The sequence below is a fragment of the Streptomyces iconiensis genome, from assembly GCF_028657195.3.
Lineage (GTDB): Bacteria > Actinomycetota > Actinomycetes > Streptomycetales > Streptomycetaceae > Streptomyces > Streptomyces iconiensis.
Genome location: NZ_JANCPR020000005.1, coordinates 214,475 through 234,952, shown reverse-complemented (window position 1 = coordinate 234,952; position 20,478 = coordinate 214,475). Strand labels below are relative to the sequence as shown.

General features: G+C 68.9%; 19 protein-coding genes and 2 pseudogenes. 7 read left to right on the top strand and 14 right to left on the bottom strand.

Features of this window, described 5'->3' with window-relative positions; all coding sequences use genetic code 11:
* Positions 1 to 35 precede the first annotated feature (35 nt).
* Positions 36 to 1,010, bottom strand: a complete 975-nt coding sequence (locus tag NMN56_RS06910) for a helix-turn-helix transcriptional regulator (RefSeq protein ID WP_274042869.1) — start codon at positions 1,008 to 1,010, stop codon at positions 36 to 38.
* Between the two features lie 61 nt (positions 1,011 to 1,071).
* On the opposite strand from NMN56_RS06910, the gene NMN56_RS06905 reads away from it, so the two are divergent.
* Entirely contained in the window at positions 1,072 to 1,425 is a 354-nt protein-coding gene (locus NMN56_RS06905) for a YybH family protein (RefSeq protein ID WP_274042868.1), read from the top strand.
* A gap of 62 nt (positions 1,426 to 1,487) precedes the next feature.
* Here the strand turns inward: NMN56_RS06905 and NMN56_RS06900 are convergent, their stop codons facing one another.
* The 4 genes and pseudogenes from NMN56_RS06900 to NMN56_RS06885 all read right to left on the bottom strand — a co-directional run.
* Positions 1,488 to 2,144, bottom strand: coding sequence for a response regulator (locus NMN56_RS06900; RefSeq protein ID WP_274042867.1), 657 nt, complete (start codon positions 2,142 to 2,144; stop codon positions 1,488 to 1,490).
* Between the two features lie 54 nt (positions 2,145 to 2,198).
* Positions 2,199 to 3,488, bottom strand: a complete 1,290-nt coding sequence (locus tag NMN56_RS06895) for a sensor histidine kinase (protein ID WP_274042866.1) — start codon at positions 3,486 to 3,488, stop codon at positions 2,199 to 2,201.
* Complete coding sequence (locus NMN56_RS06890; protein ID WP_274042865.1) at positions 3,481 to 4,278, bottom strand: ABC-2 transporter permease; 798 nt, start codon at positions 4,276 to 4,278, stop codon at positions 3,481 to 3,483. Before NMN56_RS06890 ends, NMN56_RS06895 begins: the two co-directional genes overlap by 8 nt.
* Before the next feature lie 74 nt (positions 4,279 to 4,352).
* Positions 4,353 to 5,003, bottom strand: a pseudogene (locus tag NMN56_RS06885) (ABC transporter ATP-binding protein); the annotation flags it as partial.
* Positions 5,004 to 5,649: 646 nt separating this feature from the next.
* On the opposite strand from NMN56_RS06885, the gene NMN56_RS06880 reads away from it, so the two are divergent.
* Positions 5,650 to 5,928 (top strand): hypothetical protein, encoded by a 279-nt coding sequence (locus NMN56_RS06880; protein ID WP_274042863.1) that lies wholly within the window; start codon positions 5,650 to 5,652, stop codon positions 5,926 to 5,928.
* A gap of 562 nt (positions 5,929 to 6,490) precedes the next feature.
* Here the strand turns inward: NMN56_RS06880 and NMN56_RS06875 are convergent.
* The gene (locus tag NMN56_RS06875) at positions 6,491 to 7,108 is read right to left on the bottom strand and encodes a TetR/AcrR family transcriptional regulator (protein ID WP_274042862.1); all 618 of its coding nucleotides are present in this window, start codon (positions 7,106 to 7,108) and stop codon (positions 6,491 to 6,493) included.
* A gap of 96 nt (positions 7,109 to 7,204) precedes the next feature.
* On the opposite strand from NMN56_RS06875, the gene NMN56_RS06870 reads away from it, so the two are divergent.
* Positions 7,205 to 8,212, top strand: a complete 1,008-nt coding sequence (locus NMN56_RS06870; protein ID WP_274042861.1) for an NAD(P)-dependent alcohol dehydrogenase — start codon at positions 7,205 to 7,207, stop codon at positions 8,210 to 8,212.
* Positions 8,213 to 8,465: 253 nt separating this feature from the next.
* Here NMN56_RS06870 and NMN56_RS06865 read toward each other — a convergent pair whose 3' ends face one another.
* Positions 8,466 to 9,404 (bottom strand): quinone oxidoreductase family protein, encoded by a 939-nt coding sequence (locus tag NMN56_RS06865; protein WP_274042860.1) that lies wholly within the window; start codon positions 9,402 to 9,404, stop codon positions 8,466 to 8,468.
* Positions 9,405 to 9,486: 82 nt separating this feature from the next.
* On the opposite strand from NMN56_RS06865, the gene NMN56_RS06860 reads away from it, so the two are divergent.
* Positions 9,487 to 9,960, top strand: a complete 474-nt coding sequence (locus tag NMN56_RS06860) for a MarR family winged helix-turn-helix transcriptional regulator (RefSeq protein ID WP_274042859.1) — start codon at positions 9,487 to 9,489, stop codon at positions 9,958 to 9,960.
* A gap of 116 nt (positions 9,961 to 10,076) precedes the next feature.
* On the opposite strand, the pseudogene NMN56_RS06855 reads toward NMN56_RS06860, so the two are convergent.
* The 3 genes and pseudogenes from NMN56_RS06855 to dnaB all read right to left on the bottom strand — a co-directional run.
* Positions 10,077 to 10,388 (bottom strand): annotated as a pseudogene (locus NMN56_RS06855) (helix-turn-helix domain-containing protein); the annotation flags it as partial.
* A 487-nt stretch (positions 10,389 to 10,875) separates the two neighbouring features.
* A complete protein-coding gene (locus NMN56_RS06850; protein WP_274042858.1) occupies positions 10,876 to 11,577 on the bottom strand; it encodes a TnsA-like heteromeric transposase endonuclease subunit in 702 nt (233 codons plus the stop codon).
* Positions 11,578 to 11,776: 199 nt separating this feature from the next.
* Positions 11,777 to 14,374, bottom strand: a complete 2,598-nt coding sequence (gene dnaB / locus NMN56_RS06845; RefSeq protein ID WP_274042857.1) for a replicative DNA helicase — start codon at positions 14,372 to 14,374, stop codon at positions 11,777 to 11,779.
* Between the two features lie 441 nt (positions 14,375 to 14,815).
* Here dnaB and NMN56_RS06840 point away from each other — a divergent pair, with 441 nt between their 5' ends.
* Positions 14,816 to 16,159, top strand: a complete 1,344-nt coding sequence (locus tag NMN56_RS06840; protein ID WP_274042856.1) for an MATE family efflux transporter — start codon at positions 14,816 to 14,818, stop codon at positions 16,157 to 16,159.
* Between the two features lie 500 nt (positions 16,160 to 16,659).
* Here NMN56_RS06840 and rplI read toward each other — a convergent pair whose 3' ends face one another.
* The 4 genes from rplI to rpsF form a co-directional block, all read right to left on the bottom strand.
* On the bottom strand, positions 16,660 to 17,106 hold the full coding sequence (gene rplI, locus NMN56_RS06835) for a 50S ribosomal protein L9 (RefSeq protein WP_274042854.1): 447 nt from the start codon (positions 17,104 to 17,106) through the stop codon (positions 16,660 to 16,662).
* 17 nt (positions 17,107 to 17,123) lie between these two features.
* The gene (gene rpsR / locus NMN56_RS06830; protein ID WP_003978893.1) at positions 17,124 to 17,360 is read right to left on the bottom strand and encodes a 30S ribosomal protein S18; all 237 of its coding nucleotides are present in this window, start codon (positions 17,358 to 17,360) and stop codon (positions 17,124 to 17,126) included.
* Positions 17,361 to 17,522: 162 nt separating this feature from the next.
* Entirely contained in the window at positions 17,523 to 18,122 is a 600-nt protein-coding gene (locus NMN56_RS06825; RefSeq protein ID WP_274042850.1) for a single-stranded DNA-binding protein, read from the bottom strand.
* A 102-nt stretch (positions 18,123 to 18,224) separates the two neighbouring features.
* Complete coding sequence (gene rpsF, locus NMN56_RS06820) at positions 18,225 to 18,515, bottom strand: 30S ribosomal protein S6 (RefSeq protein WP_274042848.1); 291 nt, start codon at positions 18,513 to 18,515, stop codon at positions 18,225 to 18,227.
* A 248-nt stretch (positions 18,516 to 18,763) separates the two neighbouring features.
* On the opposite strand from rpsF, the gene NMN56_RS06815 reads away from it, so the two are divergent.
* Both NMN56_RS06815 and NMN56_RS06810 read left to right on the top strand, forming a co-directional pair.
* Positions 18,764 to 19,063 (top strand): hypothetical protein, encoded by a 300-nt coding sequence (locus NMN56_RS06815; protein ID WP_274042847.1) that lies wholly within the window; start codon positions 18,764 to 18,766, stop codon positions 19,061 to 19,063.
* Positions 19,064 to 19,341: 278 nt separating this feature from the next.
* On the top strand, positions 19,342 to 20,472 hold the full coding sequence (locus NMN56_RS06810) for a lipid II:glycine glycyltransferase FemX (protein WP_274042846.1): 1,131 nt from the start codon (positions 19,342 to 19,344) through the stop codon (positions 20,470 to 20,472).
* The last annotated feature ends 6 nt before the right edge of the window (positions 20,473 to 20,478 follow it).

Below are 20,478 nucleotides of genomic sequence, written 5' to 3'. Positions count from 1 at the left end.
GGCCTGCGCGCGCCGGAGCCGGGGGAGGACAGCGCTCAGGAGGACGCTCCGTAGCAGGAGGCGGTCGCGGCGGCGCGGTCGCGCAGGGAGACGCGCAGCCACTGCGGGTCCAGGGCCTCCGCGTGCGTGGCGAGCTGCCACAGCGCCCATTCGGCGTGCCTGGCGTCCTGGAAGGTCGCCTCAAGCCGCGACCATCCGTCCGCTTCGGCTTCTTCGGCGCGCACGGCCAGTGCGGTGCCCAGCAGTTCCTGCCTCCGCGCAGGGTGCACCCGTACCAGCACGGTGACTTGGTCGCCGCCGGTCCTGAACCGTGTGCTGCGTTCCTGCCAGGCCCGGTCCAGGTCGACGCGTTCAGGCCGCTGTGCCGGTTCGGCGAGTTCCTCGGCGGCCTGGATACGGGACAGCCGGTAGGTGCGGTCGGCGCCGGACCGCGTGGCCAGCAAGTAGCCCTGGCCGCGCACGGTGACCAGCCCGACCGGGTCAACCGTGCGCCACTCCGGGGCCTGGTCGACGGCCGCGTAGTGGATGCGCAGCTTGTGTCCGGCGAACACCGCGCGCCGGACCTCGGCCACGACGGTGTCCGGCACCTCCTCGGCGACCACCCGACGCGAGAGCAGGTCGGTCTCCGGGTCGATGAGCAAGCGCTGAGCGGCACCGGCCGCGGTGGCCCGATAGCTCTCGGGCAGCGCGTCAACCACCTTGCGCATGGCCGAAGCGAGCGCGGCGCCGAGCCCGAACGCCTGCGCTCCGCGCCGCGATCCGGCGACCAGCAGGGCAAGCGCCTCGTCGTGGTTCAGCCCGGTGAGCTCGGTCTGGAAACCGGGCAGCAACGCGAAACCACCGTGCCGGCCGCGTTCCGCGTAGACCGGGACACCGGCCGCTGACAGCGCGTCGATGTCACGCAGCACGGTGCGGGTGGACACCTCCAACTCGCGGGCCAGCGCGGTCGCGGACAGCCGACCGCGCTGCCGCAGCAGCAGTACAAGCGATACCAACCGGTCGGCGCGCACGGGAAGACTCTATGGGAATGCATGACACAGGGTGTCGTGTATGCCTTGGGAGGCTCACCGCATGACACACAACAGAGCGGCCACGGAACCGAACGACCTGGGCAGGTACTTCATCGAGCGCGCCAACGCGGGCGACGTGGACGGGCTGGTGGCGCTGTACGAACCGAACGCCGTGCTGGCGTTCCCGCCGGGCAACCTCGCGACCGGACACGCGGAAATCCGCAAAGTGTACGAGCAGTTCGTCGCCGCAGCGCCGGTGCTCTCGCCGGGCAGGCAGCACCCGGCGCTGGTGACCGGCGACCTGGCACTGACGGCGGCCACGCTGACCAACGGCGACGTGACCGTCGAGGTCGCCCGTCGCCAGCCGGACGGGTCGTGGCTCTGGGCCGCTGACCAGCCGACACTCGCGCCGTAGCGGGAAGCGGTCGACCGGCGCGGCCGGCTCCTCGCCTGCGGAGCCGGCCGCGCCGGCCCGGCTCAGCCCCTCGGGCCTTGGCGCAGCATGCGGATGACGGCGAGGACCCGGCGGTTGTGGTCTTCCGACACCGGCAGGTCCAGCTTTGCGAAGATCGCCGCCACGTGCTTTTCGACGGTGCCCGCCGACACGTGCAGTTGCTGGGCGATGGCGGCGTTCGAGCGGCCTTCGGCCATCAGCGTCAGGACGTTCCGCTCCCGGTCGGTGAGCGCCCGCAGCTCCTCTGTGTGGCGGCCGGCACCGGCCAGTTGGGTGACGACCTCCGGGTCGAGGGCGGTGCCGCCGGCCGCGACCCGCCCCAGCGCGTCCGTGAACTCGGCGACGTTCGCGACCCGCTCCTTGAGCAGATAGCCCACGCCGGCGGAGCCCTGCGCGAGCAGCCGGGTCGCGTATGTGGTCTCGACGTACTGGGAGAAGAGCAGGACACCGGTGGCGGGGTGCTCGCGCCGGATGTCGATCGCGGCGCGCAGGCCGTCGTCGGTACGGGTCGGCGGCATCCGGATGTCCACGACCGCGACATCGGGCCGGTGCTCGGTGACAGCCGCGCGCAGTGCGTCGGCGTCCGCGACCGAGGCGGCGACCTCGTGGCCGCGCACTGTCAGCATCTGGGAGAGCAGCTCGCGCAGCACGGCGGCGTCCTCGGCGATCACTACGCGCATGGGTGCGGCCTCGCACACCTCGCGCCGGGCCGGATTCCGGGGCTTGCGGCACCTTCAGGCATGGAGCGGCAACCTCACCTTCACCGTCGTGGGGCCCCCGTCGGGGCTGTGGAGTGTCAGCTCGCCGTCGACCGTGCGCGCCCGTTGCACAAGCCCTGCCAGGCCGCCGCCCTCGGCGATGTGTGCGCCACCGCGGCCATCGTCCCGCACGCGCAGCCGCAACGTGCCGTCGCCGGTGGACAGTTCGATGCCGCAGCCACGCGCCCCGCTGTGCTTGATGACGTTGGCGAGCAGCTCCGCCGCGCAGTAGTAGGCGAGGCTCTCGATCGCCGGGGTCGGCCGGTTCGGCGCGTCCACCGACACCTCCACCGGCAGCGCTGCCCGCGCGGCGAGCGTGGTCAACGCGTCGGCCAGACCGCCGTCGAGGGCCGGCGGATGCAGACCGCGGGAGAGGTCGCGCAGCTCGGTGAGGGTTTCCGTGGCGTTGTCGCGGGCCGTCTCGACCAGGTGGCGCAGCTCGGGGCGGTCCCGGTCGTCGAGCTGCTCGCGCACCATGTCGAGGCTCATCGCCAGCGCCGCGAGCCGGACCTGCGCGCCGTCGTGCAGGTCCCGCTCAAGGCGGCGCAGCCGCTCGGCCGCGTCGTCGACGGCAAGGGCGCGGGTCTCCTCCAGATCCCGTACCCGCTTCGCCAGCGCGCCGGGGCCGAGCAGCGCGCGCACCAGGCGGCGGTCCCCGGCGACGGCACCGCGGGTCAGCCACGGGGCGATCAGCAGGACCGCGCACCCCAGCGCGGTCGCCGCGAACGTGGCACCGAGCGAGTGCAGGGGAGGCTGTCCGCCGCCGGGGAAGGGCGAGAGCAGGCGGGGGTTGCGCTCCCCGGCCATCCAGCGCAACGGCGCGATGACGTTGAGCGCGCCGATCACCCACCACAGCACCGCGTACAGGCCAAGCGTCGCCAGCGGCAGCTTCGCCAGGACGTACGCCACCGCCCGCCACGCGCCCGTGTCCCGCAGCCGCGCCTCCACCCCGGCGACGAGCCCGCGCCGCGCCTCCGGCCGGGGCGGCTCCTCGACCCGCTCGCCGATCAGCCTCTGGGCGAGCCACCGCTGCAGCGTGCCCAGGCCCCTGGCGAGGGCGAGCCCCGCCACCAGGAACAGGATGCCGGGCACCGCACCGAGCACCGTCAGCGTCAGCACGGAGCCGAGCGCCACGGCGACCACGGCGATGAGAACGAAACCCACCAGCGCGGGGACGAAGGACAGCAGGCAGTACACCGCCTCCGCCCACGCCCGCCGCTTCAGGGACGCCGTCAGCACCGTGCGGACGGCGCGCGGTTCACGCATCGCGCCGCACCAACAGCCTTCCTCCCACCGCGAGCAGCGCCGCCGTGTACAGGCACAGGACCGCGAACCCCACCCACGGCGACAGCACGTCGCTGTCGGGCACGCTCACCGACAGCGAGTTGCCCGCGATGATCGTGGGGAAGAACTTGGCGACCGTCGTACCCGTGAACCCGGCAAGCAGCAAGGGCAGTACGAACAGGAAGCCGACCAGCGTGCCGATCGCGCTCGCCGTGTGCCGGGTGATCGCGCCGATGCCGATGCCCATCAGACCCACGAGAGCAAGGTACGTACCGGACAGCAGCACCGCACGCAGCACATCCGGGTCGCCGAGCGAGGGGTGCGGCACGTCGGCCGCGAGCGCGGCGCGGCCGGCGAGGAACGTCACGAACGTCACCACCTCGCCGACGACCAGCGCCGGACCGCCGAACACCACCGCCTTCGCGGTGAGCGCGAGACGCCGGTCGGGTACCGCGGCGAGCGTCGCGCGGATCGTGCCCGACGAGTACTCACCGGTGATCACCAGCACACCGAGCGCCCCGATGATCAGCTGGCCGAGCGCCACCCCGGCCAGGACGTTGTTGGTCGGGTCGAAGGACGCGATCTTCTCCGCGCCGCGCGGCGCCTTGGTGTTGGCCATGGTCACCACCCCCATGGTGACCATGCCGACGACCGTGAGGAGCAGCGCGTACGTGGTGGAGCGCAGGCTGCGCAGCTTGATCCACTCCATACGGGCTGCCTGCCGCAGGCCGTAGTGCCCGGCGCGTGCGGGGGCGTACGTCGTCGTGGTCATCACCGGCTCCTCTCGGCGCGGTACGTGGCGCCGGCTTCGGTCAGCGTGAAGAACGCCTCTTCCAACGACCTTCCAGAGGCGGTGAGTTCGGCGACGGAGGTGTCGGCGAGCAGCCGGCCCGAGCCGATCACGACGAGGTGGTCGGCGGTGAGCGCCATCTCGCTGATGAGGTGGCTCGACAGCAGGACCGTGCGGCCCTCGGCGGCCAGCGACCGCATCAGCTCCCTGATCCACCGCACCCCTTCCGGGTCGAGCCCGTTGACCGGCTCGTCGAACAACAGCACCGGCGGATCGCCCAGCAGCGCCGCCGCGATGCCGAGCCGCTGCGCCATGCCCAGCGAGAACGTGCCCGCACGCTTGCCCGCGACCGAGGCCAGGCCGACGTCCTCCAGGACCGCATCCACCCGCGCCGGATCGATGCCCCCGCCGGCGGCGAGCGCCGCGAGGTGGCTGCGGGCACTGCGGCCGGGATGGAAGGTACGGGCCTCAAGAAGGCCACCGACCTCGCGCAGCGGCCAGTTCAGGCCGCTGTAGGGGCAGCCGCCGATGGTGACGTGCCCTGCGTCCGGCCGGTCGAGCCCCATGATCATGCGCATCGTGGTGGACTTGCCGGAGCCGTTCGGGCCAAGGAACCCCGTCACGCTTCCTGAACGCACCCCGAAGCTCAGATCCTCCACGGCGACCGTCCCGCCGTACCGTTTGGTGAGACCCCTGGCCTCGATCATCACGACTACCCGTCCTGTTCATGCGCCTTCGTGCGCCTTCGTGCGCCGGAGATCCGACGCCTCGGATTGACGCGTTTCACGCTAGGAACGGAAGACGGACGCCGGAACGAGGCTGTCCCCCGAGTCACCTGGGGAAATCCCCCAGGCCCGGGATGCGGATGAGCGCCGCCGGGTGAAGCCCGCGTACAGCAGGGCCCCGAAGACCGCCGTCCGGAGGAGAGCGCTTCAGGACCGAGCCCGGAACCAGCGCTACGACAAGTGAACGATCAGACGGGAACTGGTCTCACCGCGCTGCCCCTTGGGCCCGACAGGGGGTGGGGGTGCCGGTTGGGGGTGCCGGTTGGGGCCCTTCGCTGCCCGGGCGCAACCGCAGCTTCGGCACTGCATCCCGTCGCAGTAGGGGCCGTGCCAGCGGAAGAGATCGGGCAAGGCAAGGGCTCCGGCCGGCTTGTGATAGCCCCGTAACAAAGGATCTTGATCCCTTGAAGCGTCATCCGCACGCGTGGTGGTGTTCACATGTCCGAAAAGATCTTGCAGTGCGCCGCGGCGAAGCCGACCGGCCCACCCGCGCCCCGTGACGACCGGACCCGCATGCCGTCCTGGCGTGCACGCACCACCGCACCTATGCACGTGAAGAGAGGAAGACATGCGCAAGTTCCAGCGCGCAGCAGTCGCCGCCGTCGGCCTCCTGGCCTTCTCCGGCATCGCCGCCCAGTCCGCCCAGGCCGCAGATCCGCCCCGCACGTACGCGAGCTTCTCGGCCTGCCAATCGGCGGGCAAGGCGGAGGACATCATCAAGTCCCATTGCGTCCAGAATGACAACGGCAGCTGGACGCTCAAGGTCGACCAGTGGAAGGAGTGCCCGCCGCCGGCGAAGACCAGCACCGCTTCCACGAAGAACGGGCTCTCCACGATGGGATGCTGAGAACTCCTCGGCACAGACCGGCCCAGGACCTCTTCGGCCCCGAGGCAATGGACGTTCCGCGGCGTGAACGTCGAACACCGGCTCCTCCACCGCCCCCCGCACATCGCGAAGGCGGCCCCTCCGTCCGCAGTGAAGCCTGGAGGCCAGTGGTCGTTGCAACACCGGCCTGGTCCAGCCGGTGAATAGATCACACAGACGCTCGGCTGATGTCTTCCGGCCGAGCGTCTTGCGTGGGCGCGGCCGTTGAGTTCCTGCACTGCGAGCCACAGTTCCGTGTCGCATTCGAGTCGGTTGAGCTGGATCGCCAGGGTCGAGTGGTGGATGCCGGGGTCTCGGGCTTCGGTGAGAGGAGTGGGGTACCTGGCGGTCGGCCCGGAAAGCCTGCGCGCGTGAGTTCGGCCTGTCCGGGGCCTGGACGCTCACGCGGGAGGAAGACGTGGATGCTCATGGCACTGCACCGGCAGGGGTGGACGAGCTTGCCTTCGCCCTGCCCGCGAGGGCGGCGCGCGCCTGGCACCAGAATGCCGGGGGCACCGGGACATCGGTCAACCTGCGTGCGGGCTCACGACACCCGCGAGGACAGGGCGAAGGCGCCGGAGACTGCTTCGCGCAGGGCCCGCTTACGGCGTACGTGGTCCGAGGAAGGGGCGTCGGAGGTGGTGGCGGTGGCGGAGGGACCGGCCGGGGACCAGGCCAGGGCCATGGCAAGCACCAGGGTGAGGACATCCCTCGGTTCCATCGCGGCGCTGACGGTTCCGGACCGCTGCGCTTCGGCGATAGCCCGAAGTTTGGCATCGACTGACGAGTCCCCGCCCACCAGGTCGTCGGTCATCACCCCTTCAAGCCTCGCCCACGCGGTCAGGCGGATCAACTCCGGCCGCTCGACGGAGGCGTCGTACAGCCCCACGGCGTAGCCGGGGAGGTCGTCGGCCGTGAACGGTACGGAGTCGACGACGGCGTACGCGTGCAGGCGGTAGACGGCGCCGAAGAGACTGAGTTTGTCTCCGAAGTAGGCATAGAGCTGGGCCTTGTTGATGCCCGCGGCGGTGGCGATGCGGTCGACGCGGGCCCCCGCGATGCCATGGGCGGCGAAGTCGGCGGTGGCCGCGTCGAGCAGACGGCTGCGGGTGGCGTCGCTTTTCCGAGTGGACCGAGCGGGAGGGGTAGACCGAGGAGACACGGACCCAGATTACCAACTGGTTAGTTGCTGCATGCGTATCCGGTCGGTTAGCGTACGCCTCACTAAAACCAACTAGTTAGTTAGAGGTGGCGGAACGTGGTGCTCGCATACGCGGTGGAAGAGGCCGGCGGCCCTGTTCACGTGCTCGATTACGAGTCGGAGCCCCTGGGCGCCCTGGAGGTGGACGTTGCCGTGACGCATTGCGGCGTCTGCCAGACCGATGTCGCCATGGTCGACAACGAGCACGGCATCTCCCGGTATCCCGTGGTCGCGGGCCATGAGGCGGTCGGCGTGGTGACGGCGGTGGGCAGCGCTGTCGACCGCACGCGCCTGGCCGTCGGACAGCGCGTGGGGGTCGGCGCGACGGCCGGGGCGTGCTTCGCCTGCGAATGGTGTCTCAGCGGCCGTCAGCACCTGTGCCCGGACAAGGACGACACGGTCCTCCGCGGCGATCGCGGCGCGTTCGCCACCCACGTGCGCGCGAGCGACTGGCGGTACGTCCACCCGCTGCCCGCCGCCCTCTCCTCCGAGCACGCGGCACCGTTGCTGTGCGCAGGCATCACGGTGTTCTCCGCACTCACACGGTACGGAGTACGGCCCACGGACCGGGTCGCCGTGGTGGGGGTGGGCGGCCTGGGCCATCTCGCGATCCAGTTCCTAGCGAAGTGGGGCTGCCACGTGACGGCGATCTCCTCGACCTCCGCGAAGGCGGACGACTCCCGCCGGTTCGGCGCACACGAGTTCGTCGTCGCGAACGGTGGACTTGAACATGTCGCCGGCTCGTACGACTTCATCCTCTCGACCGTCCCGGCCGATCTGCCCTGGGACGCGTATCTCGCGGCGCTGCGACCGCACGGAACGCTGTGCATGGTCGGAGTCCCCAAGGGACCGCTGACCATCCAGGCGGTGGACCTCCTGGTGGCGGAGAAGAGCCTCGCTGGAGGCATCGTCGGGACACCGATGGACACCAGGCGGATGCTCGACTTCGCGGCCCGGCACGGCATCAGGGCGGATGTGGAGACCTTCCCGGCCGAACGCCTCGACGAGGCACTGGACCACGTCCGCCACGGCCGCTCCCGTTACCGCGCGGTGCTGGAATTCTGACGGGATACGGAGATACGGCAGGTGCGACGGATCCCCACGCCGAGAAGCAGGGCACCGCGTTTTCACAGGGCCCGAGGTACCAGCCCACCTGTAGGATCTCGCGACCCGTCTCATAGCACGATGCTGTGACCTGCGGCTTCTCTGGTTGTCTCATGGCTTGACCGACGAGTTCTGTCTCACCGTCGCGTCATTTCCTCTGCGGGGGTCTCCCGGCCGCAGTGGCCACGCGTTTCCCATGCGACTCAGCTCACCGTCAAGGCAGCAGGACGACCTTGCCGAGGTTGGCACGGGATTCGATGATCTCGTGCGCTCGTGCCGCGTCAGCCAGCGGAATTTGGGCGTGGACGACCGGCTGCAACTGTCCGGACAGGGTCAGCTTCCACAGCTCCTCGCCATGCTGGTCATAGAGTTCGCGCTGAGTGTTGGCAAACCTCGCCATGGTGAGACCGGTGATGGTTTTCGATCCTGCCAGGAGGTCGAAGGCGGGAACGGTGCCGCCGCCCGAGTTGAAGAAGACGAGTCGCCCGCCGGGTGCAAGGGCCGAGACGGCGCGTGGGAGTAGATCTCCGCCGACTCCGTCCAGGACCACGTCGACTGGCTCCCCCCAGTCCTCGCTGTCATAGGTCACGATCTCGTCGGCGCCTAGACCGCGGAGGAACTCCGCCTTGGTGTGGGAACTCACGGCCGCGACGACGCGTCCAATGCCCTGAAGCCTGGCCAGTTGGACCGCGAGATGTCCCACTCCGCTCGCGGCGCCCGTAATGAGGACCGACTCGCTCACAAGGGGGCGGGCCGTGGCGAGGGCGGCGAGGGCGACGTGTCCGCTGCGCACCAGCGCGACGGCCTGGATGGCGCTCGCTCCGTCCGGTATACGGCTCGCCATAAAGCCGGGGGCGATTGCCAGTTCGGAATACGAGCCGCCCCTGAAAGTGAGCGACGTGATGCGGTCGCCGACCTCGAAATCCGTCACGTCCGGGCCAAGGGCGATCACCGTTCCGGCGACCTCGCCTCCAAGGACTCCCGGTAGCGGCGTCCTGCCGTCTTCGCCGCGAACCTTGCGCACGGAGGGAAGGGTCACGCCGATGGCTTCCGTGCGGACCAGCAGTTCCCCCGGGCCAGGCTTGGGGGCCTCCGCATCTTCGACGCGGAGCACTTCCGGACCGCCGTACTCATAAAAACGAACCCGCCGCATGCACACCTCCAGGTCATTGGGAGACCCAACGATAGCGACAGATCGTAGGGGTCCCCAATGATTTTCTGGCTAGCCTGGCCCCATGTCCGAGACCACCCGCGCTCCCTCCCGTATTCGCTCCCTCCCCAGCTGGCTCCTGGGCCGTGCCGCAGCTCGGGGGCACCGGCTCGTCGCCGAAGCCCTCGCTCAGGTGGGCATGCGGATGATGCACCATGCCGTCCTGTCGGCCGTCGCCGAACTGGGACCCGTATCGCAGGCCGAGCTGGGCCGCAGTCTGAGCATCGATCCCAAGGACATGGTCGCGATCCTCAACGACCTCCAGAACGACGGCCTCGTGACCCGCGCGCCGGACGCCAAGGACCGTCGCAAGAACGCCATCGCCCTCTCGCCGAGCGGGAAGCGTCGCCTGCTTCAGACGGAGAAACTGGGCGATGAGGCGAACGATGTGCTGACCGCTGCTTTGACGCCTGCCGAGCGGACCCAGCTCATGGGTCTCCTCGCGCGCATAGTCCAGCCGGAAGAGCCCTGCGCCGAAGCCGGCCCAGATGGCGAATAGCGGTTGCAAGGCAGCCGTCCGGGCCTGAGGTCAGGAAGCCGAGCGTCGTGTCCAATTCTCGGCCGACGCCTTCCCCCGATCCGTCGCACCGCTGCCGCAACCCTCCTGCCGAACGGGGTAGGCGTCATCCTGCGGCCTCGTTCGGCGCGCTCGATCAGGGACCGGCCCAGGTCTTTCTCCAGGCGATTGATCTGGGTCACCAGCGTCGACTGGTGAATGCCAAGGGCTCGGGCGGCTTCAGTGACGGTGGGGTAGGGCAGGGCGGCGACGAAGCGTTCGAGTCGCTGTCGGCCGTAGGGGCTCGTGAGAGCCTCACGTAGGACGGCAGGGAGGCCGGTGGCTTGCTCGGCGGCGCGGAGGGCGGCGTCGTGGCTTGCTCCTCCGCGGGGGCGAAGAGGAATCTTGTGGGTGTGTGCCCAGCGGGCCATGTTCGCGGGGCTCATCCGCTCGTCGAGGGAGATCTGCTTGACAGTGCGAAGTGATACCCCCAGCTCATCGGCCTTGGCTGTGTATCGCACCTCCAACGGTCGCTCCGGGCGATAGTCCGGGCGGGGCTCACCATCGCGTGCCAGTTCCGGAACTCCAGACCGGAATCCCGCCAGAACCTCCCGGACATGCTCGGCGCGTTCAAGAACTTTCGCCCGTGCTGAACTGTCGAGCTGTCCCAGTACGACCGAAGCGATCTCTTCTTCATCGTCAGCTGACGGTCCTGGGCCGTCTGGACGGACAGCGGCACGGTCGGAGAACAGAAGTTCCTTGAGTGACAGCCGCAGCAATCGTCCCCGGCCGTCCTTCAGGACCACCTCGTTGCCTGCCGTCGTCGCGGCCATCTCCACCACCTCGACGGTCTCTCCGTCGTAGCGGAAGCGCGTACCGACCCCGACCCGAGCCCCCGCCCTGCTCATGCCGCCCGCCTCAGAACGTGAGAAGGGCTAAGCGGCCGATCGAGATCGGTAACGAAAGACCGCGTCCAGAGCAAATGATGGATGGCGGAGCGGACTTGAGGCTCCGGACGATTCGGCAGACAGCAGGTGGCCTGCCCCAGAGGGACACCATCGAACTCAGCTCCCGAAGGTCTTCCAGGACCTCGGGGCTGAACAGCCAGTCCCTTCGATAGCCCGCCAGGAACCGGATGTTCTCCAGTTTCACAGCCGGAGGCTCGCTCCAGACCTCGTACGCCCATCCCCGTGATTCCACCGCCCGCCGAGTCCAGCCGAAGGTGAACGCCACCTCCGGCTTGGACAACCGGTGAAGCGGCTTGACGTCGACGACCACCGGCACCTCCCGGGTGAGCAGGAGGTAGTCCGGGATGTGCCTGCGGACCTTCCCCTCCAGCAACGTCTTCAGCAAGAAGGGCTGAGCCACGATGCCGCGTACGGACGAATCGAAATCAGCGACGAGCAACCGCGACAGCTCCAGTCGCGACTCGTAGATCACGTGATCGCGTACCGTCGCCGACCAGTAGGTGCCCGAGTAGCGCTTCTGGCCCTTGTACCAACGGAACGTCCGCCAGGGCATGGCCGAAGCCAAAGATTTGATGGGCTCCGTGCCCCAGAAGCGATCTTCAACGACCTGACCGTTCTGACGACGCACGCTCACCGTCACAGCGACGTCCACGCCACCCCCAGCCCACGAGTGACTGCCCGTGTAGCCAAGGTGCCAGCGCTCGCTCCCCGCGTGGAGAGGTCACCCCTTACCCCACCCAGCAGAGTGAACGCCCCGAGCTGCGAGTCTCACGATGGCTGCATAAATGCCATCTATATGCAGCTGACCCTGAGATTATGAAGCTGGATTTGAGACCCCACAGCTGCCCGCCCTACGTCTGGGCCATGTCCACGAAGCGTGAGTAGTGGCCCTGGAAGGCGACCGTGATGGTGGCCGTGGGGCCGTTACGGTGCTTGGCCACGATCAGGTCGGCCTCGCCCGCGCGCGGGGACTCCTTCTCGTAGGCGTCCTCGCGGTGCAGCAGGATCACCATGTCGGCGTCCTGTTCGATGGAACCCGATTCGCGCAGGTCGGACACCATGGGCTTCTTGTCCGTACGTTGCTCGGGACCACGGTTCAGCTGGGAGAGCGCGATGACCGGGACCTCAAGCTCCTTCGCGAGGAGCTTGAGGTTACGGGACATCTCCGAGACCTCCTGCTGACGGCTCTCGGGCCGGCGCGAGCCGCCCGTCTGCATCAGCTGGAGGTAGTCGATGACGATCAGCTTGAGGTCGTTGCGCTGCTTGAGCCTGCGGCACTTGGCGCGGATCTCCATCATCGACAGGTTCGGCGAGTCGTCGATGTAGAGCGGTGCCTCGGTCACCCCGGGCATCTGCCGTGCCAGCCGCGTCCAGTCCTCGTCCGTCATCGAGCCCGACCGCATGTGGTGCAGCGCCACCCGCGCCTCGGCGGACAGCAGGCGCATCGCGATCTCGTTCCGCCCCATCTCCAGGGAGAAGATCACGCTCGGCATCGCGTACCTGATGGAACAGGCGCGGGCGAAGTCCAGGGCGAGGGTGGAGTTGTGGGTGGGGATCATGGAGCGGGTGGCCAGATACAGGTGATCCGGGTTGTCCACCTGCACACACCGCACCGGGACACTCGCCACGGGCCGTACCTCGGTGATGAACCGTGAGCCGGCACGCTGACGGTCGCCGACGCGGGCCTCACCGTGTGCGCGAGCCTCCTTGTGTGCCAGACGCTTGCGCTCCAGGCGGAAGACATCGTCCGGGGCGCTGAACGAGACCTCGTACACCGTCCGCGTCTTCTCACCGCCTCCGCCCGCGAGCCGGATCGACCACTCGCAGCGATGTCCCAGGCCGACGACCAGTTCCCTGAAGTCCTCGGCCAGCCGCAGGCCGGTCACAGCGAAGCTGACGGAACCCGTACCGTGCACCGCCCCGCCGGTGTCCAGCAGCCCGGCGAGCAGCGCACGCCGCTGCGCCTGGGAACCGCGCAGATACTCCTGGGGAACGTGCCTGTCCCCGAGCACACCGAGCGTGCGCAACCGCGCCTGGAGGCCGCCGTTCCGCCGGCCGCACACCTGACAGCGGGACTCGACGCACGAGGCGGCGGACGAAAGCTCCGGTACGGACACCGCGTCACAGACGGCAGAGACGGCAGAGACGGCAGAGACGTCACAGAAGCAGCCTTCATCCCCCTCCGCCTCGATCGCCATGAGGATCTCGGGGTCCAGCGCCGAGAGGCCGGCGGCGTCCGGGGCTCCGCCACCCAGCCATGCGCCGAGGGCGTACGGCGGCACGGGCAGTTCCCGTGCCGGCAGAGCCAGTGGTGCGGCGGTGGAGACCGAGTGGTTCGGCCTCCGGTCGCCGTCCGCGCAGCGCACAGTGCGCGCGAGATCCCGCGTCGTACGGACAGCGGCGGCCGACCCTGGAGAACGGCCGGACGCGCGGGTTTCCGTGAGCCACTGGTGCTCGGCGTCGGCGGTCACCGTGGTGCCGTCGTCGAACACCACCTCGTAGCAGCTCCGCTCCGTCATCACGTCCGTCGCGGCGACCACCCTCGTCGGCTTCCCGGAGGCGTCCAGCAACTCGTCGCCCTCGCGCACCTCACCCATCGTCGTCCAGCCGTCCGGCGTGGGAAGCGGCGTGTCCAGCGCCAGGGCCTTGCCCATGGCGGGCCGCGCGGCGATGACGATCATCTGGCCGGGGTGCAGGCCGTTGGTGAGGGAGTCGAGGTCCGTGAAGCCGGTGGGAACGCCGGTCATCTGGCCGCTGCGGGAGCCGATGGCCTCGATCTCGTCGAGGGCACCCTCCATGATGTCGCCGAGCGGGAGGTAGTCCTCGGAGGTGCGCTGTTCGGTGACGGCGTAGATCTCCGCCTGGGCCGAGTTGACGATGTCGTCGACGTCGCCGTCCGCCGCGTATCCCATCTGTGTGATGCGGGTGCCCGCCTCCACGAGGCGGCGCAGTACGGCGCGCTCGTGGACGATCTCGGCGTAGTACTCCGCGTTGGCCGCCGTGGGGACGGCCTGGACGAGGGACTGCACGTACCCCGGGCCGCCGACGCGGGCGATCTCACCGCGCTTGGTCAGCTCGGCGGTGACGGTGATGGGGTCCGCCGGCTCGCCCTTGGCATACAGGTCGAGGACTGCCTGATAGACCGTCTCGTGCGCCGGACGGTAGAAGTCCTGGCCCTTGAGCACCTCGACGACATCGGCGATGGCGTCCTTGGAGAGCAGCATGCCGCCGAGGACGGACTTCTCCGCCTCCAGGTCCTGCGGGGGTACCCGCTCGAACCCTCCGGGTGGCCCCTCGGGGCCGCGCTCGTGCTGCTCGTACCCGCCCGAACCGCCGTTCCCCCCCGAGCCGTTGGGGCCGCCCCGGCGCTGACGCGTGACGGGGAAGCTCTCGCCGGCGGCGAGGTCGGCGATCCAGGGATCCTCGACGTGTTCAGGCTGCTGAGTCACCCCGCCACCTCCTCCCGTCGTACGGCACAGTCTTACGGCACTGCTCTGACAAATAAGTCGCCCTGGCTCCGGTTACGGCGCGTCGGTGCGACAGTGAAGATGCGAGAAACGGGGGGCAGGCGCTGCTCTACGGTAGGGCTGCCGGACGGTTCAGCCAATCACGTAATCCACAGGGTGGTGTGGACAGAGGTTCCCAACCTGTGGAGAAGCCGCCGAAAGCTGTGCACGAGTCGGGGGACAGTGCTGTGGATTACTTGAGACACCCTCCTCCGCACCCACTCTGACCTGTGCTTTCGCCGTCCACCGGCTGTGCGGGGAAAAAACTTCGGAAGTCTGTCCACGACAGGGTCACAGAGGGTGCTCAGACCCTCTGCCGTACACGGTCAAGTAAGCGTCCATACCCGGTTGCGCTCATTACCTGTGGATGTTTGGATCGAACCTATGATCCCGCCCTCCCCGACGTCGCGCGCCACGATGCGCCGCCATGACCGTGAGATCATCGCGCTCGCTCTCCCCGCCTTCGGCGCGCTCGTCGCGGAGCCCCTTTTCGTCATGGTCGACAGCGCCATCGTCGGCCACCTCGGCACCCCACAGCTCGCCGGACTCGGCGTCGCCGCCGCGCTGCTCCAGACCGGCGTCAACATCTTCGTCTTCCTCGCCTACGCCACCACGGCCGCCGTCGCCCGCCGCCTCGGCGCCGACGACCTGCCCGCCGCGCTGCGCCAGGGCATGGACGGCATCTGGCTCGCCCTGCTCCTCGGCGGCCTCGTCATCGCCGCCGTCCTGCCCACGGCACCCTGGCTCCTCGACCTCTTCGGCGCCTCCCCCACAGCAGCGCCCTACGGCATCACCTATCTGCGCATCAGCGCGCTGGGCATCCCCGCCATGCTCATCGTCCTCGCGGCGACCGGCGTCCTCCGTGGTCTCCAGGACACCAAAACCCCGCTCTACGTAGCGGTCGGCGGCTTCACCGCCAACGGCGCACTCAACGTACTTCTGGTCTACGGCGCCGGCCTCGGCATCGCGGGCTCCGCCTGGGGCACCGTCATCGCCCAGTGGGCCATGGCGGCGGTCTACCTCACCGTCGTCGTACGGGGCGCCCGCAAACACGGCGCCTCCCTGCGCCCCGACCTAGCCGGGATACGGGCCAGCGGAAAGGCAGGCATACCCCTGCTCATCCGCACCCTCTCCCTGCGCGCCGTCCTCATGATCGCCACCGCGGTAGCAGCCCGCCTCGGAGACGCGGACATAGCAGCACACCAGATCGCCCTGACCCTCTGGTCCCTCCTGGCCTTCGCACTGGACGCCATCGCCATAGCAGGCCAGGCCATCATCGGCCGCTACCTGGGCGCGTCCGACAAAGAGGGCGCCCGCGCCGCCTGCCGCCGCATGGTGCTCTGGGGCATCGTCTCCGGGGTCGTCCTAGGGGCCCTGGTAGCGCTCGTACGCCCCCTCTTCATGCCCCTCTTCACCTCGGACTCCTCCGTCATCGACCACCTCACGCCCGTCCTGCTGGTCATCGCCCTGACCCAGCCCATAGCCGGCGTGGTCTTCGTCCTGGACGGCGTCCTGATGGGAGCCGGCGACGGCCCCTACCTGGCCGGCGCCATGCTCATCACCCTCGCGGTCTTCGCCCCCGCAGCCCTCCTGGTCCCCACCTTCGGCGGCGGCCTGACCACCCTGTGGTGGACCATCGCGGGCCTCATGATGACCGTCCGCCTCCTCACCCTCGCCCTACGAACCCGCTCCGGCCACTGGCTCATAACCGGCGCAGTCCGCCCCTAGAGCGCCCCGACCCCGGGCCCCGCAGCTCTGTTTTTTCCCCTGCCCCGCCCTTTCACCTCCCCCAGACTTCGTCCGGGAGGTGCCCCCACTCACAGGGGGAATGCCCCCGTATCCCCCGGTCAGGGGCGACCCAGAGCGGTCGTCTCGGCCACCCCTGGTGCCCCTTCCTGTTCAAGCTCGCTCGCGCTCGTCCTCAATTGCCGGACGGGCTTTATTTCAGGGCTGGTCCCGATACGGGCGGGGGAGTCCAGAGGGGGCGAAGCCCCTTTTGGCGGGGGGATTGCCGGGGGGCGGAGCCCCCCGACGCCCGGCCGGCGAGGCCAACGGGGAAAGGGGCGAAGCCCCATCAGTAACGGGAACGGGCTTCAACCCACAGGAACCACAACAGGGGACAAGGGGCGAAGCCCCAACAGGCGCAGGGCAGGCACGCAAATGAGGGCCGTACCCGAAACGGGTACGACCCTCATCACAACACAAGGCGACACAAAGCCACCGCAGCCTCAGGCCGCAGCAACCTCAACATCAACCTTCGCATCAACATCGGCATGCAACCGCACCGAAACCTGGTGCGCACCCAGCGACTTGATGGGCGAGCCCAGCTCAATGCGCCGCTTGTCCACATCGGGACCGCCGGACGCCTTGATCGCGTCAGCGATATCCGCAGGGGTCACAGAGCCGAACAGACGGCCCTGGTCACCAGCGCGGACAGTGAGGCCGACGCGCAGACCCTCAAGCCGGCCCTTGACCTCATTGGCCTGCTCGATCGTCGCGATCTCGCGAATCTTGCGAGCGCGGCGAATCTGCTCGACGTCCTTCTCGCCACCCTTGGTCCAGCGGATCGCGAAACCGCGCGGGACCAGGTAGTTACGGGCGTACCCGTCGCGGACCTCGACAACATCGCCGGCGGCACCGAGGCCGGAGACCTCGTTGGTCAGGATGATCTTCATGATTCGGTCACCCTTCCTTAGCGCGCGGTCGAGGTGTAGGGCAGCAGCGCCATCTCACGGCTGTTCTTCACGGCCGTGGCGACGTCACGCTGGTGCTGGGTGCAGTTGCCGGTGACCCGGCGGGCACGGATCTTGCCGCGGTCGGAAATGAACTTCCGCAGCAGGTTCGTGTCCTTGTAGTCGACGTAGGAGATCTTCTCCTTGCAGAACACGCAAACCTTTTTCTTCGGCTTGCGAGCAGGCGGCTTCGCCATTCTCTCTCTCCAATGATTCCAAGAAGTGTGTGGCTTACGAGCGCCTTACAGCCCCGCAGGGACTGGACCGAGGCCGAGGCCCGGACCAAAAAACTGGCCGGACACAGAGCCGGGGACACAGACCCGAGGGACCAGGCCCGAGGGACCAGACCCGCGAGGGGTCTAGAAGGGCGGCTCGTCCGAGTAGCCACCACCGCTGCCACCGCTGGAGCCGCCGCCCCAGCCGCCGCCACCGCCACCCTGGCCGCCTCCGGCCGGAGCGCCCGTGGCCCACGGGTCGCCCGCGGGTGCGCCGCCGCCCTGCTGACCGCCGCCGGGGCCGCCGCCCCAGCCGCCGCCACCCTGGCCGCCGCCGCCACCGCCACCGCCGCCGAAGCCGCCACCCTGACCGCTACGGCCTGCGGTCTTGGTGACCTTGGCCGTCGCGTTACGGAGGCTGGCGCCGACCTCGTCGACGTCCAGCTCGTAGACCGTGCGCTTGATGCCCTCGCGGTCCTCGTACGAGCGCTGCTTGAGGCGGCCCTGCACGATGACGCGCGTGCCCTTGGTGAGGGACTCGGCAACGTTCTCCGCTGCCTGCCGCCAGACCGAGCAGGTCAGGAACAGGCTTTCGCCGTCCTTCCACTCGTTGGTCTGCCGGTCGAAGGTGCGCGGAGTGGACGCGACGCGGAACTTCGCGACCGCCGCACCGGAAGGGGTGAAGCGCAGCTCGGGGTCGTCGACGAGATTGCCGACGACCGTGATGACGGTCTCGCCTGCCATGGGTGAACCTCTCGGCGGGGTGCTGCTGGCTGCTGTGGTGCTTGGTGTGCTGCTACTCGGTTCCCTGTTCCCTGCGAGGGGAGCCCTGGGAGGGGCTCGTCCTCAGTGGGTCGAGGGACGGAGGACCTTGGTCCGCAGGACGGACTCGTTCAGGTTCATCTGGCGGTCGAGTTCCTTGACCACAGCAGGCTCGGCCTGGAGGTCGATGACCGAGTAGATGCCCTCGGGCTTCTTGTTGATCTCGTAAGAGAGACGACGACGGCCCCAGGTGTCGACCTTCTCGACCTTGCCGTCGCCCTCGCGGACCACGGAAAGGAAGTTCTCGATCAGGGGGGAGACTGCGCGCTCCTCCAGATCGGGGTCGAGGATGACCATCACCTCGTAGTGACGCATGTGGAACCCACCTCCTTTGGACTCAGCGGCCACGGTCGTTCCGTGGCAGGAGGGTCGTGATGCGTTTCCGCGCCTCGGGTGTCCCGGGTACCGGTTCACTGTGACGGCGCAGACCGACCAGAGTACCCGCCTCGCGCCTTCCGGTTGAAATCCGGGGTGATCCCGGCGCAATCTGGACACCTCGGGTGTGAGCGGCCTTACAGTTCGCGCCGCGTTCTGCCAGGCCGCGCTCTATCAGGAGGTCCCGCATGGCACAGGTAGCAGGACGTCATCCCCTCTCCTTCCTCAACACGGACGGCAAGCCCCACCCCGTCGAGAATTCGTTCGCGGCCGTGACGATGCTGCTGGGAGCCCTGGCGGCCATCTCGTCGATCTGGACCGACCTGCACCTGCTCAGCTCCTGGGCAGGGCTCGCGGGCATCCTCACCGGAGCCTGGGGACAGATGATCTCCGCGACCACGGGTGAGCGGTTCGTCACGATCATCGGGCTCGGCGCGGCGGCCGTCGGCTTCTACCTGGGCATCGCGCACGGCGGCCTGCTCCCGTAGCCACCGACCGCCCGACCGCGCGGAACACCGGCGGCCGGGCGGTCGCACGCAACCCCGCCCACAGCTGACGCACCGAACACCGGCCCGGACGGTCACACGAAGCACCGGCAAAGCGAAGCACCGGCGAAAGCCCCGCCCCGGGGGAACATCCGGCCCCGCGCCGGGGAAACGCAAGCGCCTGCCCGGCGAACGCGCCACGCCCTGGGCCGAACGGGGTTTTGCGGGGCACAGTAGGCTTCCGGCGAGCATTACTCAGTTCGCCGGAGGAGCGTCCCGCAATGAGCCTGACCCTGAGGACCATCAGCCGAGAGCAGCATCTGGCGTATGTCCAGACCCTGCCCTCGGCCAGCCACTGTCAGGTGCCCGCGTGGGCGGACGTCAAGAACGAATGGCGGGCGGAGAACCTGGGCTGGTTCGACGAGCGGACCGGGGAGATGGTCGGGGTCGGACTGGTGCTCTACCGCCAGCTCCCCAAGGTCAAGCGCTACTTGGCGTACCTCCCCGAGGGACCGGTCATCAACTGGTACTCCCCGAACCTGGAGGACTGGCTCAAGCCGATGCTGGCGCACCTGAAGCAGCAGGGCGCCTTCTCGGTGAAGATGGGCCCGCCCGTGGTCATCCGGCGCTGGGACGCTGCCGCGATCAAGAAGGGCATCCAGGACCAGGACGTCAAGCGCCTGCGCGATGTGGAGGCCACGCACATCGAGCCGCGCGCCTTCGAGGTCGCCGACCGGCTGCGCCGTATGGGCTGGCAGCAGGGCGAGGACGGCGGCGCCGGCTTCGGGGACGTACAGCCGCGCTACGTCTATCAGGTGCCGCTGGAGGGCCGGTCCCTTGAGGACGTGCACAAGGGCTTCAACCAGCTGTGGCGCCGCAACATCAAGAAGGCCGACAAGGCCGGTGTACAGGTCGTCCAGGGCAACATGGCGAACCCGTACGACCTGGATGAATGGCAGCGGCTCTACGAGATCACCGCGGAGCGCGACAAGTTCCGCCCGCGCCCCAAGGCGTACTTCCAGCGGATGTGGAACGTCCTGAACTCCGAGGACCCCAACCGCATGCGGCTGTACTTCGCCGAGCACGAGGGCGAGCGCATCTCGGCTGCGACGATGCTGATCGTCGGCGGTCACGTGTGGTACTCGTACGGTGCCTCGGCGAATCACAAGCGTGAGGTGCGGCCCTCGAACGCGATGCAGTGGCGGATGCTGCAGGACGCGTACGCGCTGGGTGCGAGCGTGTACGACCTGCGGGGCATCAGCGACTCGCTGGACGAGACCGACCATCTCTTCGGCCTGATCCAGTTCAAGGTCGGCACCGGAGGGCAGGCGGCCGAGTACCTCGGCGAGTGGGACTTCCCGCTCAACAAGCTGCTGCACAAGGCGCTCGACATCTACATGTCACGGCGCTGACGCACG

Coding starts and splice junctions, on each gene's coding strand:
- NMN56_RS06905 (WP_274042868.1), top strand. CDS start 1,072: ATGACACACAACAGAGCGGCCACGGAACCGAACGACCTGGGCAGGTAC.
- NMN56_RS06900 (WP_274042867.1), bottom strand. CDS start 2,144: ATGCGCGTAGTGATCGCCGAGGACGCCGCCGTGCTGCGCGAGCTGCTC.
- NMN56_RS06895 (WP_274042866.1), bottom strand. CDS start 3,488: ATGCGTGAACCGCGCGCCGTCCGCACGGTGCTGACGGCGTCCCTGAAG.
- NMN56_RS06890 (WP_274042865.1), bottom strand. CDS start 4,278: ATGACCACGACGACGTACGCCCCCGCACGCGCCGGGCACTACGGCCTG.
- NMN56_RS06880 (WP_274042863.1), top strand. CDS start 5,650: ATGCGCAAGTTCCAGCGCGCAGCAGTCGCCGCCGTCGGCCTCCTGGCC.
- NMN56_RS06865 (WP_274042860.1), bottom strand. CDS start 9,404: ATGCGGCGGGTTCGTTTTTATGAGTACGGCGGTCCGGAAGTGCTCCGC.
- NMN56_RS06860 (WP_274042859.1), top strand. CDS start 9,487: ATGTCCGAGACCACCCGCGCTCCCTCCCGTATTCGCTCCCTCCCCAGC.
- NMN56_RS06840 (WP_274042856.1), top strand. CDS start 14,816: ATGATCCCGCCCTCCCCGACGTCGCGCGCCACGATGCGCCGCCATGAC.
- rplI (WP_274042854.1), bottom strand. CDS start 17,106: ATGAAGATCATCCTGACCAACGAGGTCTCCGGCCTCGGTGCCGCCGGC.
- rpsR (WP_003978893.1), bottom strand. CDS start 17,360: ATGGCGAAGCCGCCTGCTCGCAAGCCGAAGAAAAAGGTTTGCGTGTTC.
- NMN56_RS06825 (WP_274042850.1), bottom strand. CDS start 18,122: ATGGCAGGCGAGACCGTCATCACGGTCGTCGGCAATCTCGTCGACGAC.
- rpsF (WP_274042848.1), bottom strand. CDS start 18,515: ATGCGTCACTACGAGGTGATGGTCATCCTCGACCCCGATCTGGAGGAG.
- NMN56_RS06815 (WP_274042847.1), top strand. CDS start 18,764: ATGGCACAGGTAGCAGGACGTCATCCCCTCTCCTTCCTCAACACGGAC.
- NMN56_RS06810 (WP_274042846.1), top strand. CDS start 19,342: ATGAGCCTGACCCTGAGGACCATCAGCCGAGAGCAGCATCTGGCGTAT.